We start from the raw sequence: 13,808 nt of genomic DNA, 5'->3' as shown, positions 1-13,808 counted from the left end.
AATTAAATATGCACTTAAAGTTGAAAATTTTAATCAGTTTTTTCTTAACATTATTTTAAAGGTTCTTTCTTTAAAATTAAATTATTAATTTCTTCACCAGTATATAATTTATCTTTATATTTAAACAGTCTTGGTTGTTTCCTTGCATTTTTTGGTTTCAAGCTTCCTATAGTGAAATAATAAGAACCTCAAGCACCATTATAGTATGAATATAAAATTGTATTTCTTTTTTCTTGCCCTCAACACATAGAACCTAAAAACATATCTGAATTATCATCATAACCATACATTAAATATGCATGATCATGCCAACCATTGGAAGGGAAAGGAGCTGCACCTAATATAACAGGTATACCTTTTTTAACATTTTCTCAAGCCTTATAGTATCCACCAAACTTTCCGTAATTGTCTCATGAGCTTCTTTGATTTTTATTAAATCTATCAAAAGCAAGTCTGTAGTAATTAGGTGTTTTAAGATCTCTTTGTTTATCAGCAAGCTCATATAAATGGTAGGTCAAAGATTTTTTATATCCATCATAAGGGTATTCATGTTTAAACACTGGTGAAGTATCTTCTCAATGTTTTATGTTATATCGAGGAGCTTCCTTGATAAATTGATCATATTGAGTTTGAGTGAAAATAGTCCCATCTACAAATAGATGATTATAGAGTAGTAATTGACTAAGTGCAACATATTCGCATAACCCTGCTTTGCGATTAGGGTATCCTTCACGTTTTAAATCAACATATCCAGCAGATTCATTATTATTTCTTGTCGCAAATCATCATGCATAAGGCACTGTGGAACTAACATTAAAAATTCCATCATAATTATAGTTAGTTCTATTTAAATCTAAGTCAACTCAAGCTTCTTTTGTTTTGGATTTAGAGTATCTAATTTCCTTTTCGCGTTTTGATATTTGATTTTGTTTAAATTCCTCTACTTTATGTAGTTCATCTGCTTTGTATATACTTAATAAATCACTTTTTGAGATTTTCTTATCACTATATATACTCTCGTATGTATCTTCATCCTTTTGTATAAGTAATCCAAATCAACGATCATAAATTATTTCTGAATTTAATCATTCATCTTTTATTGCTTCATAATGAATTTCGTTTGATGTATAAGTATTTGCATTTACAACTGAAAACATTTCATCTGTAGCAATAAGTAAAAAGCTATTATTTTGAATGTCTTTTATTTCCTTAACAATTTTAAATTTTTGAGTTTTACCGCTTAATCTAGATAAACGTGCAATTTCAGAATCTACTAAAAATTGCTTCATTTCATTTTCGTCTTTTTGTTTTGGATCAACATTATTATTTATAGATACCGAAACAGTTGGTAGTGCTATAAGTCCTGTAGTGAAGATGCTTAAAATTAATTTTGTATTTTTCATAATATATCTCCTACTTTTATTATATTCTTTTTAAGTAAAATAAAACAAATTATTCAAAAATATTTAACTTATTTTTGATACTTATTATAGAAATGTAACTAAAATGGTTTTATTTTTTTATTTAACTTTTTTGAGCTTAAATTTCTTTAAATATCAGATATAAAATTCCTTTTTTCACCTCGAATATATAAATGAATGTATAATTAAATACCATACATTAATGAGGGGTATTATGTCACTATTTAGAAACTTAAATGCTAACTTATGAAAATATATAAACAGCATTTCATTATCATCAATTGGATCAGAAGCATTTAAATTAGCTTCTAGTTTGTATATTTACAAAATAACTGGTGATTTCTGATTAGTTACATTGTTGTACTTGCTAGTACAATTACCATCATTGATCATTTATGCAATCTCGTCAAAACTTGTTAAGTTACTACCTGATAGAGTTGCTCTTCTTATTTGTGATATCGCTAGTTCAATATTGTTAATAATACCTTTAGGAACTTATTTTGCATTTATCAGTAGTTCATCTACACATACGTTTTCAATTATTTTAATTGTGACAAGTACACTTTTAGGAACTGTCCATTCCTATAGATTTATACACCTTAAGAATATTCTTTACTTTTTAGCAAAAGATAAAAATGAGTTAAATAAATTCAACATCGGTAACTCATTTGCTTTATCAATTGGATTAGTTTTATCTCCAATATTGTCACTTCTGCTTTATAAGTATTTACCTTTCTATTCTTTAGTTATTTTTAATATGCTAACTTACATATTATCTGGTTTACTTTATTGAAGTTTAAAAACTAAATCAGAAATGACTGTTTTTGTGGATAAAGCAAAAGCCAATGATAAATCACATAAGATTTTAAGTTCTAAATTTAAGTTATTTTCATGAATATTCATATTATCTTCATCATTAGTAATTGGAATATTCTTATTTCCTAAACAATCAGGAGTTATTCAATTTTTCAAATGAGTTGGTGATTATAAATACGAGGATTGAAGTTTCTATTTCACAATTGTTTTAGCTCTATTAAGTCTAGTTGGCGTAATTGTTGTTTTCTTATTACATAAATACAAAGTAAAAATTGATCTTAGATGAATAATTTTCGGGATGTTTGTATTGAGCATCGTTTGAATTTCATTATCATTCATTTCAAATAAACAATTTATTTTAATTAGTTACTTTTCGATTAACGCACTACAACAATTGGTGTTTAGTATGTTCCTGCCAGGATTTTATAGCAAGTCATATCAATTATTTGAAAAAGATAAGTTCCATTTACAAAATGGGTTATCGATAGTGTTCAGAATTATAATGTCTTCATTATTAATAATTGCACTTACAGCAATTAACAATTTAGCTGGATACTCATGAACTTACATTGCATATTCGATAATAGTTATAGTTTGTGGAGTCATTGCTATATTTTCATACACCAGAATTAATAAGTTGTATAAGCTCCCTACTATTAAGAAACTTGATAATTTATGAGTTTTATAATTAGACAGCTAAGCTGTCTTTTTTTTATGGTTAAATGAGATAAATTGCATAAAATTTTAAGATTATTTAGAATAGTAAATCCTTAATTTTGAATATTTATGAAATCAAAAATTATTTGACACAAATATCTTCCGATATAGTAAATTATACATGATCATACTTGATGTTAATTTAGTTTGTATCAATTATTCTTCACTTAATTATTTTACGAAATTCAATTTACTTTAATGAATAAAAAAAATAAGTTGTTGATTATTAGTGAGTAAATTCTCTTCATATTAAAAAAGAAATGAAGACTTATTACATACTCAAAGTATAGTTCTTCATTTCAAATTTAATTTGTATTAGAATATCTAAATGTCAATTTTAAACAATCAAGAAATACAAACTTCTTATTCAGTCATGAAGTTTATTATTTGTTCTTCAATTGCTTCGACTTGATTTTCTATATCCATTTTTGTGGAGTTTCGTTTTATTCAATCGAGAGTAAATATAAAATTACTATTTCTATCAATTTTCTCTCTTTTAAAGTTCTTTAAAGTTATTGGTCCAGAATTTGTGTCTATGTATTCAACATTATTTTTTTTCACTATATCAAATAGCGCTCTTTCTAAGTCAGGTCTGTTTATAACGGATGATACATATTCTCTTTCTTCATCTTCAATCTGAATAATTCTTTCATTATTTTCATCCCCATCTGAGTCGTAAAATAGACAAATTTTGTAATATCTAATTATTGATAAATCTCTAACTATATTTAGCATTTTATCAATTTGAGTCTTCCCATTGCAATCAATTATAGTATATGGATTCTCTAAATCGTTTTTGCTTATAATGTCATTGATTATGCTATTGTCAATTAAACCTTCAATAAAGAAACATCTTGATGAAAATAGGAAATCAGCTAACCAGGCTGTTATTCTGGAATTGTTTTCAACTAAAGTTTCGGTAATTATATCATTATCCAGAGTCACAATTGTAGATTCTTGTTCATTATCATCATATTTCGTAAAAAGAAGATATTCGATGTTGCAAGTTGATTCATTAATGAATTTCTTTCTATGTCCAGCAAATATTTTTTCTAAAAACAATGGGGAATGTGTTGTTACTATAACATCAAGCTTTTCTGAAATTTCTATAATCATATTTGCTATTTTGTGAACTAATTCTGGGTGCAAGAATTTTTCGACTTCATCTATTATTAATGTGAATTCCTCAGTAGGCATTATTTGACCATCGGATATCATTTCATATAGCAATTTAATTAATGAATAATTCAAGCTACCAGAACTACCCATTGTTCTTTTGTTATTATTTAAAAATTCTAAAACCATAAAGTTGTATTCAAATTCTTGTTCCAAACCTCTCGTGTTAAAACAATTTCTAAAATATGGTTCAAAAAATGGATCATAAATATCTGTCATTCTATTTTGAAATCTATCTGCATTATTTTTGAATAAGTTAATTTTTTCATAATCTTCATCATTACTTATTCTTACTTTAAATGGTTTTGCAAATTGTGTGTTCAGAAAATCAAAAACCTTTTTATGTGGAGAAAATACTGCATTTTTTCCTGTACCACCTGTATTTCCCTTAAGAATTCCTTCAAGGTCAATTTCAGCTTCAATGAATAAATTATTAGGATTTGTTTTTGGATATCTACTTTCTAAATATTTTGTTTTACCAGTTTTATTTTTTCCGAAAATAATTTTTAAACTCATAAGACTCCTTGTGTTTTTTATTATATATTTGAATTATATGTCCTTCAAGAATAGTTCATAGTTTTTTAATGATTTTTTTAATTTTATAGGATAAACCTGATTCACTAGTGTTAAAGTTTGAGAAGTGACTAAATTTTAAAAGCAATATTTAGGTATCCAAATAAATTTTGCTAAGATTCAAGAAATTTAGGGAAGAAAAATACAAATGATATTTTTATGTATTAAGTGATAAAGAACTTAATTATAAAAAAGAATGAGCTATAGAAACTCATTCATTTAAAACGTTTAAACTATTAAAATGTTTAACCTATAGCTGTAGGCTAATTTACTATATTATTGCAAACATTGATAGTGTGATAAACAAAATAAATACAAAAGAGATTGAATCCAATCTATCTAAAATACCACCGTGCTCTCTTAATAAGTTTGAGAAATCTTTAATTTCATTTCTTCTTTTTATGAGTGAAAATGCTAAGTCTCCACAGATTGCAAACATAGGTGCAAGGAAGATAAATAACATTAAATATACAAACATCATATTTAAGCTATTAGTATCTACATTTCATGGCGTCATCATTATGTACATTAATGTTTGCTTTTTATCTGATGCTATTCCATAAGCTATCCCCATATATGCTAATGTAACTGAGATCGCAACAATAATTCCGACAATAGCACCTTCAATTGTCTTTTTAGGACTAATAGCTGGAGCAAGTTTTTGTTTGAAAAGCTTGTGTCCTAAAAGCTTACCTCCAAAGTATCCTCCAATGTCGCAAGACATTGCAATGAATACAATTAATAAAATAACTTCAATAGCGTAAGTTTGCGCAATCAATACCATAAATGATTTTAAGAAGTATGTTAAGAATGAAAAGATGAAAAAGAATGATAAAGCTTTAATTGCTAAATATTTGAGATTAATGTTTTTAACAGTTAAAAATCTAACTAATACAAAAATTAATGTAATTGTTAAAGGTCATATTGCATCAAAGAAACTAAATGCACCATAAGTAGCATCTGTAAAGACTGAACCAATTTGTAATATATTTTTATTAACTAAAATACTTTCTGAGGAAATTATCCGAGTTGTTAAGAACTTAAGAAAGTTTGGATAAGCAAAGAGCAACCCAACTGCTAAAGCAGGTAAAACTCATTTAAATATTTTATGGTTTTGTAGATATGCTTTTGATAGTTCATAATAAATTCAAAAAGCAAATCCTACAAAAATCAAAATAGACAATGTTCTTAAAAACCAAAATACTCCATCATTAAAGTTTTTATATAAATTAAAATCAAAAGAGTATTTTGATACTGTTAAAAATATAACTAGAACAAGTCCAATAATTAGAGCAGGAATAACTCTATTTATTCAAAAAGATTTTTGTTCTTCTTTTTTCATTATTTCCTTTCTTAATCTTCAAGTTCTTGAAGAAATTGAAGATACATATGCAAGTACCCTTCAGGTACGATGAATTTTTCAATATTAAATAAACTTTTATCAAAATATCTAGATCAACCTCCAGAAATTATTGAGTTTTCTGGTTTATCAAATGAAGATACATAACCTGATAATAAAGAGCTTAAACCATTTAACATAGCTGTTTTTGTAGTTGTTCCTACTTTAGTTCCAGGTACTCTTAATTCATTTTCAATTATTCCAGGAGCTACAAATGGCATATCGAAAAAGTCCACTATTCTAGCTATTGAAACACTTTTAAGAATTAAGTTTTCCATTTTTAAATTAACTCAATATGTTCCTAATAAGTTAATTGAATCTTTTTTATATTTAATTGAGTTTATAAGTAATGCTGATAAGATATCAAAACCAATAGAACCTTTGCGTTTTATATTTTTATCAATTAAGTGAGACATCCCTTTAATAATTATTTTTTTCTCATCGTTTAAGTAAACTAAATCGTTAGACATAAAATTCAACTTACTTGCCATAGCGAAGATAATGGTTTTACATAAATCCTCATCTGTATTAGTTGCAGCTACAAGGATTCTCGTGTCTTCAAGATCTTTAAGTATTTTAGCGAGCTCTTCGGTAAAAGCTAAGTAGTCAATAATTTTTGCCTTACCTTGTTTAATTTCATTTGTCCTTAAGTCGACTTTGTAATTAACTATTTTGATGAATGTGTTACCCAAATCCATAACAATATATTTTGATAATTTTTTCATAGTTATTAATTTCATTTTATAATTCTTAATTATATACTTTTAAAAAATAAAATGTGGAGTTACATATGAAAAAACCGATAAATATTGGACATACAAATAAGACATATATGACTGAAAATTCAATCTATCAAGAAAAGGTTTTAAATAAATTCAATCATAAGTTAGATTACGCATTACTTGAGAAATTTGATTTTGTACCTCGTTTAATTAATGAAACAGAAAATTCTGTTGAATGAGAGTATATTCAGACAAAACCATTGGTGTTTACAGAAGATGTTTTGACTCAAATTGCGAATAATTTTAAAACATTACACGATTCAAAGCTACAGTTTCCTAAAACAAATGTAGCTTCAAGAGTAAAAGAGTATAGAAGAATTCTGAATGAAAGAGGAATAAAAATTGATGTTCTTAATGATTACTATAAGAGAATTAATTTAATATTAAAAAACTCTGAATCAAACAGACCGTTGCACAATGATTTATACTTAAACAATATTCTCCTAGACTTAAACGAAAAAGTTTACTTTATCGATTGAGAGTATGCTTCAATGGGTGACAAGCATTTTGATTTAGCTTACTTTATTTGTGGTTCATACTTAAATAAAGAGCAAGAAGAGATTTTCTTAAATGTTTATGATACATATTGAGAAGAATATTTAATTCAACAAAAAATATTAGTTTATTACTTAACAATTCTTTGAGTGAATGCTCAAGAAACAAAGCCATTTGATGACGCAGGTTTAATTGTTAAATTAAAAGAGACCGTTAAAGAATATGAATATAAGAAATCAACTAATACCTTTAGGAGATAGGGGCAGAAGTTTTAGTGAATAGAATATATTTCTATAATATGAATCACAAGTGTCGTTAAATTACTAATTTTTTAAAATAAGATAAGAAAAGTGGACAGAGGTCAAAACTGTCTACTTTTCTTATCTTATTTTGTAACAATTCAATTTAGCAATTGTATTAAAGCTATAATTTGAAATATAAATGACTATCATGCAATTGAAATGCTATTCTTATGTGGTCTTTCATCAGTTTTATAGGTCATTTTTTCTTTCAATATTTAAATTTTTAAAAGATAGTTAATAAAAAATACTATATATTAATTATAATAATATTTTTATAACTTATACAAGGTGGTGAAGTAATGGAAGGATACAAAAATCAAAAATTTAATTTACTAGCTAACAAATTAAATTTACCTTTTATCGCATCATTTTTGGATGCGAAAATAGATAGCAATAGTATTAAGGTTGTTAAAAATTCAAATACAAATGAAGAAAGATTAGAGGTTACTTTAACTCTTTTAACAATTCCATCGCTTGAAGATTTATGAACTTTAACAATTGCAGCTATAAAAGAAAGAGTTAATTTCAAATTTAAATACGATAATAATGAATATTTATCGAATCCATTAGTTCTTAATTATTTGGAATATGTAGTTAAGAAAACTCTTCCAGATAATAGTGGAATTGCAAGAGTATTAAGATTTAAAAATGTTAATTATGATGAACAAACAGGAAAATATTTAGCACATATTTTTGATTATCAAAATACTCCTGAATTTCAAGAAGAACTTAAGGTAGTTAATAAGTATATGAAAGAACTTTTTGGTTTTGATGTATTTGAATTAAATGTTAAAGTCAATACATTTGATTTAAAAGAACAAATCAACAATAATATCCTTCAAAACTATGACAAAATCAAAAATCAATTTAGCGATCACGAGACAGTCTCAACTTCATCTAAAAAAGGTTCAATCAGCTATGATAAAGGAAGTTGAGGAAAAAGACGTTCACCTTCTAGTTATACAAAATACACAATTCAAGAAGTTCACGAACTTCCTTATGAAGATGAAACTACAAATGTTTCTGTAATTGGTTATGTTTATAAAACTGATGTTAGAGACACTAACAAAGGGTTAAAAATTCATAACATTTCAATTACTGATTATAATGATGCTATTAGTACAGTTTTCTTTGAGAGAGAAAATAATAAAGATGTTTATGTTCCAAAAATTGGAGATACAGTTGAAGCTATGGGTAGAGTTTCTAATCCATATGGTTCAACTTACAATGGTGTAGACAAGTACAATAAACAAATTACAGTTAACTCTTTTAGCAAAGTTGATCCGCTTACAGAAGAGCAAGAAGATTTAGCTTATGAAAAAAGAGTTGAGCTTAGCACAAGAACAAAAATGTCAACTATGGATGGACTTTTAAATGCTGAAGATATTGTTTCCATAGTTAAACAATATGGACATTCAGCAGTTGCTATAGTTGATTCAAATGGTGTGCAAAGTTATCCAACTTTCGAAAAAGCTGCTAAAAAAGCTGGTATTAAACCAATTTATGGAGTTAGTTTTGATGTTATTTCAAAAAATCATAATTTCTTATTAAATTATTCGCCAGATAAAAATGCAGTTTTAGAGCAAACTGAATTTGTTGTGCTTGATATTGAAACAACACACTTATCAGCGCAAACAGGAGAATTAATTGAATTTGGTGCTCAAATTGTTAAAGAGCATAATGCTTTTAATCATAAAGACTTACAATTCTTTGTTAAGGCACAAAAACCTCTTAGTGCTAAAACAATGAGTTTAACTAACATTACACAAAAAATGTTAGATGAAGAGGGGATTGAGTTAAATGAAGCTCTTGACAAAATTTATGATTTATTAAATAATAAAGTTTGTGTAGCTCATAATGCTAACTTCGACTTTAACTTTATTATCCAAAAGTTCATTGAGCAAGGGAAAAAAGTTCCAAACACATTCTTTGTCGATACACTTAACATTTCAAGATTGCTATTCCCTGAAAAACGTTCACATACGTTAGGAAACTACTGTTCATATTTACAAGTCAGTTATGATTCAGCAGTAGCTCACCGTGCTGACTACGATGCTGGTGTTCTTGCTAGTGCTTGAATTAAGTCAATTCAAATGTTAAAAGAGAAAGGTATTTTAACATTTGATGATTTACATAATACTTATGAACCGAATGTTTACTCACATGTTAGATCAAATCAAATTTCTGTTCTTGCTAAAAACCAACAAGGAATTAAAGAAATTTCTAAATTAATCACACTTTCATTAACCGAAAGATTCTTTAAGTCTCCTAAATTATTTATGGAGGACATTAAGAAGACTGAAAACATTTTAATAGGGTCAGGTGGACTTAAAAGTAGATTTATAGACAACATTTTCTATTCGTCAGATATTGAAATTCAAAAGTCAGCAGAATTTGCTGATTATATTGAAATACCACATCCTAATGCACTAAAACATTACTTAGAACCACAGGAAAAATTTACTCAAGAAGAAATTTATGATGCTATTAAAAGAATGATTAATTGAGCAAATAAGCTTAACAAAATTCCTGTTGCAATTGGGGATGTTAGATATAAAAATAAATTAGATAAGGAAGTCTTCAGATGCCTTGTTTATTCAAAAGGTATTGGTAACTCTTCACACTTCTTATTTGACCATAGAAAAGTTGAATTTGAAGGAAGAAACTTCTTATTACCTGATTTAGAGTTTTATACAACTGATCAAATGCTTGAGTCATTTAAATTCCTAAATGATGAGCAATTAATTAATGATTTAGTTATAGTAAATACAAACAAGATTGCTAGTTTAATTGATCCAGAAATTAAAATTGTTCACGACAAACTTTATACACCTAAATTTGATGATTCAGCAATTAAATTAAAAGAACTAGTTTATAAAACAGCGCATGAAAGGTATGGAGAAGTACTTCCTCAAATGATCAAAGAAAGACTACAAAAGGAAATCACACCTATTCTTAAATATGGATTTGATGTTATTTACTGAATTTCACATATCTTGGTTAAAAAATCATTGGAAAGTGGATATCTTGTAGGTAGTCGTGGAAGTGTTGGTTCATCTTTAGTTGCTACATTTGCAGGTATCACAGAAGTTAATCCATTACCAGCTCACTACATTTGTCCAAATTGTAAAAACTTTGTTTTAAATGAAGATTCTAATATAACTTCAGGATTTGACTTAGATGATAAAAATTGTGATAAATGTGGAACACTTATGAATAAAGATGGACACACTATTCCATTCGAAACATTCTTAGGATTTGATGCCGATAAGGTTCCGGACATAGACTTAAACTTTGCTGGTGACTTCCAACCAATTATTCATAATGAAGTTAAGAAACTTTTTGGTGACAGTCATACTCTAAGAGCTGGAACTATTTCTACAATTCAAAGCAAAACTGCCTTTGGTTATGTTAAAAAAGCTAATGAAGAATATAACTTGGGTTATTCAAATGCTTTTGTTGATTATTTATCTTCGAAACTTGAAGACATTAAACGTACAACAGGACAACACCCTGGAGGTATCTTAATTATTCCTAAAGAATTCGATGTTGAAGATTTTACACCTGTTAACTATCCTGCTGATGATACTTCAATCGATTGAAAAACAACTCACTTCGATTATAGAGCTATCCATGACAATGTCCTTAAGTTAGACTTACTTGGACACATTGACCCAATGGCAATTAGAATGCTTGAAAAATTAACAGGTTTAGATGTTAAAAAAGACATACCTAAAAAAGATAAAAGAGTTATGTCGCTTTTCTCAACTACTAAAGAATTAAATATCACACCTGAACAAATTGGTGGTGAACCAACAGGTGCTTTAGGTATCCCTGAATTTGGTACATCGTTTGTTAGAAAGATGTTGATTGAAGCACAGCCTGAATCATTTGCTGACTTAATTTCAATTTCAGGTCTTTCTCATGGGACTGATGTTTGAACAGGAAATGCTCAATCGCTTATTAAAGATATGGGATTATCATTAAAAGATGTTATTTCCTGTCGTGATGATATGATGGAATACTTAATGAAGAAAAATATTGAGTCTAAATTAGCTTTCAAAGTTATGGAACAAGTACGTAAAGGTAAAGGTGTAACGGAAGAACAAGTTGCAATATTAAAGAAAAACAATGTACCATCTTGATACATTGATTCAATGCAAAAAATTAAATATATGTTCCCTAAAGCTCACGCTACTGCTTATGTGCTTATGGCTTGAAGAATTGCTTGATTTAAACTTTATAAGCCTTTAGAATACTATGCAACATTTTTCACAACTAGAGCAACTGAATTTGATTTACATGTAATGATGAATGACTTTAAGATTGAAAAAATTAATAAAAAAATTAAGGAAATAACCTTAATGAATGATAGAAAAGTTAAAGACGATCAGTTATTACAAACATTAGAACTCGCAAGAGAAATGTATGCACGTGGATTAAGTATTTCAAACATCAGCTTAACTAAATCATTAGCAACTGAATGAGTAATAGATTATGAACACAATGCTCTTATACCTCCATTTACAGTTGTAGGAGGACTTGGAGAAGCTGTAGCAACTGAAATTGTTAATGCTAGAAATGAAAGTGAATTTGTTTCAAAAGAAGACTTCAAAAAACGTGGAAGAGTAAATCAAACTCTTTACAAGATATTGAATGAAGAATTTAAGGTTCTTGATGAACTAAATGAAACAAATCAGCTAACACTTTTTTAAAAATTAAAAAATAACTTTGATAAATAAAAGTTTTATAATATTAATGAGGATATCTTTATAGTATCCTCATTTTCTTTAAATAATTATTTAAACAAAAGGACAAAAATGAAAAAAATTAAATCATTATTATTAGCTGTTGCAGGAATCACAACAGCTATAGCACCAGTTGCTGCTATCTCTTGTGGACAAAAAGATTGATCATTCATCACAGAGGTTAAATTAAATGACAGAGTTACAAAAGAAGTTGTAGAAGATCCTGCAAAACCAGCTTTAAGAGCTATCGTTGTTACTGATGCTGGACATGTAACTGACAAATCATTTAACCAATCTTCATACGAAGGTTTATTAAAATATGAATATCAAGTTAGAGAACTTACTGGTGCAGCTTCAGCTGGAAGTAAAATGGAACCAGAAACAGGAAAATATGAAAGTGCATATAGTTCACTATTAGGTAAATATGATATTTGAATTTTATCAGGTTTCACACACAAAGAAAAAATTGAAGCATTCATTAAATCACACAAAGCTGAAATGATTGCAAAGAAAGTTAAAGTTATCGGAGTTGACTTTACAATTAATCCTGATAATTTAGATGGATTTGCCGACTTCTATGGATTAGAATTCAAAGTTGCTGAATCAGCATACATCGTAGGTAAAGCTGTTGCAGAATTTATCTCAACTGATGACTCATTCGCGTACAAAAGAAATACAACTTCATTTGGTGGTGGAGAATTTGATGGTGTTGTTGACTTTATTAAAGGTTACTACAGAGGAATTGTTAAATATAATTCAACAGTTTCAGAAGCAGATAAAAAAGTTAGAGCAACACAAACAGCGATTGACCTTGCTACAGGTTTCGAACCAAATGATGCCATGAAGAACGTAATCGAAAAATCATTAGCAACAAAACCAACAGTTATTTTACCAGTTGCTGGTCCAGCCACAACTTTAACGTTAGGTAAAATTAAGAGCAGTTCTGAATTAGAGGGAATTGATGTAATTGGTGTTGATACAGACCAATCAAAAATTTCTAAAAACTTTGCAGGAAAATTCTATACATCAATCACAAAGAATATTTCACAAGCTGTTTATGACACAATCATTTACATTACATATGGAATTGATACAAAAGGATTATTTACAGCTAAAGAACCAACTAAATCATTTAATATTAAAGGTGATTTCAAACAAGGATGAGTTGGTTATGCAAAAAGTACATTAAAAGATGAAGCTAAAAGAGCTAAATTAAATGAATTATTAGCTAAATCTGAAACTGAATTTAGAGCATTATCAAATGAAGATATTAACTTTATCTCTTCATACAAATTAAATTCAACAGATTCTGATGATATGGCTCTTAAAGCTTTAGTTCAAGCACTTGCAGCTGAAATGAACAAATAGTTTAATAAGTT

General features: G+C 27.6%; 8 protein-coding genes. 4 read left to right on the top strand and 4 right to left on the bottom strand.

Annotation, left to right across the window (positions count from 1 at the left end; translation table 4 throughout):
• Positions 1-50: 50 nt before the first annotated feature.
• On the bottom strand, positions 51-1,403 hold the full coding sequence (locus VBM88_RS01260; RefSeq protein ID WP_323680267.1) for a putative cysteine peptidase: 1,353 nt from the start codon (positions 1,401-1,403) through the stop codon (positions 51-53).
• 232 nt (positions 1,404-1,635) lie between these two features.
• On the opposite strand from VBM88_RS01260, the gene VBM88_RS01255 reads away from it, so the two are divergent.
• Positions 1,636-2,925: an MFS transporter gene (locus tag VBM88_RS01255; RefSeq protein ID WP_323680266.1), complete on the top strand. Its 1,290-nt coding sequence runs from the start codon at positions 1,636-1,638 to the stop codon at positions 2,923-2,925.
• Positions 2,926-3,317: 392 nt separating this feature from the next.
• Here the strand turns inward: VBM88_RS01255 and VBM88_RS01250 are convergent, their stop codons facing one another.
• From VBM88_RS01250 to VBM88_RS01240, 3 genes are all read right to left on the bottom strand, one after another.
• Positions 3,318-4,646, bottom strand: a complete 1,329-nt coding sequence (locus tag VBM88_RS01250; RefSeq protein ID WP_323680265.1) for an AAA family ATPase — start codon at positions 4,644-4,646, stop codon at positions 3,318-3,320.
• Between the two features lie 328 nt (positions 4,647-4,974).
• Positions 4,975-6,045, bottom strand: coding sequence for a phosphatidate cytidylyltransferase (locus VBM88_RS01245; protein ID WP_323680264.1), 1,071 nt, complete (start codon positions 6,043-6,045; stop codon positions 4,975-4,977).
• An 11-nt stretch (positions 6,046-6,056) separates the two neighbouring features.
• Positions 6,057-6,842 (bottom strand): hypothetical protein, encoded by a 786-nt coding sequence (locus VBM88_RS01240; protein WP_323680263.1) that lies wholly within the window; start codon positions 6,840-6,842, stop codon positions 6,057-6,059.
• A 50-nt stretch (positions 6,843-6,892) separates the two neighbouring features.
• Here VBM88_RS01240 and VBM88_RS01235 point away from each other — a divergent pair, with 50 nt between their 5' ends.
• The 3 genes from VBM88_RS01235 (at position 6,893) to VBM88_RS01225 (ending at position 13,797) form a co-directional block, all read left to right on the top strand.
• Complete coding sequence (locus VBM88_RS01235; protein WP_323680262.1) at positions 6,893-7,639, top strand: phosphotransferase; 747 nt, start codon at positions 6,893-6,895, stop codon at positions 7,637-7,639.
• A 341-nt stretch (positions 7,640-7,980) separates the two neighbouring features.
• Positions 7,981-12,396: a PolC-type DNA polymerase III gene (locus VBM88_RS01230; RefSeq protein WP_323680261.1), complete on the top strand. Its 4,416-nt coding sequence runs from the start codon at positions 7,981-7,983 to the stop codon at positions 12,394-12,396.
• A 105-nt stretch (positions 12,397-12,501) separates the two neighbouring features.
• Positions 12,502-13,797: a BMP family ABC transporter substrate-binding protein gene (locus VBM88_RS01225; RefSeq protein ID WP_323680260.1), complete on the top strand. Its 1,296-nt coding sequence runs from the start codon at positions 12,502-12,504 to the stop codon at positions 13,795-13,797.
• Positions 13,798-13,808: the final 11 nt, after the last annotated feature.

It is taken from the genome of Mycoplasma sp. 1232, assembly GCF_034863345.1.
Taxonomy (GTDB): domain Bacteria; phylum Bacillota_I; class Bacilli_A; order Mycoplasmatales; family Metamycoplasmataceae; genus Mycoplasmopsis.
The sequence above is the reverse complement of the archived record's forward strand: the minus strand, read 5'-3'. Positions and strand labels throughout refer to the sequence as shown.